The sequence below is a fragment of the Pseudomonas juntendi genome (assembly GCF_009932375.1).
Taxonomy (GTDB): Bacteria; Pseudomonadota; Gammaproteobacteria; order Pseudomonadales; family Pseudomonadaceae; genus Aquipseudomonas; species Aquipseudomonas juntendi.
Genome location: NZ_BLJG01000484.1, coordinates 1 through 531 on the forward strand (window position 1 = coordinate 1; position 531 = coordinate 531).

The 531-nt window shown below is 64.8% G+C and carries 1 protein-coding gene; it reads left to right on the plus strand.

The features are described 5' to 3' along the window. Positions 1-531 (plus strand): hypothetical protein (locus GYA94_RS26865; protein ID WP_218031617.1); only part of this gene is annotated, 531 nt, incomplete at both ends.

The window sequence follows — 531 nt, forward strand, 5'->3', positions numbered from 1 at the left end:
TGGGCCACTTCAAGAACGCCGGCACCGCGCTGGACAACTTCAACCGCCTGACCGGGCTAAGCACGCAAAATGTGCAGGCGCTGGGCCAAGCACTGGCCGCCCAGGGCGGGAATGCGCAAGACGCCTTCGCGGCCATGCAGAAGATCCAGGACCTGATGGCATCGCCCACCACCGGTAACGTCGGCTGGTTCGGCGACGTAGCCAAGCTGGGCCTGGACCCGAACGCTATCATTGGCGCGCAGGACACGGCAGAGGCCCTAGCCAACATCGCCGGCGCCTTCGAGAAGATGACGCCGCTGAACCAGCGCCTCGCCGGCCAAGCCCTGGGCTTCGACGAGAACACCATCCGCCTGCTGATGAAGGGGCGCGACGAGGTCGAGAAGCAGCTGGATTCCCGCAACAAGCTGGGCATCATGACCCAGAAACAGGTAGAGGACGCGGCCCGCCTCACCAAGGCGAACGCCGAGCTGAACCTGGTGTTCACCGACATGGGCAATACCATCGCTGGCGAACTGGTGCCGGCCTTTGCCG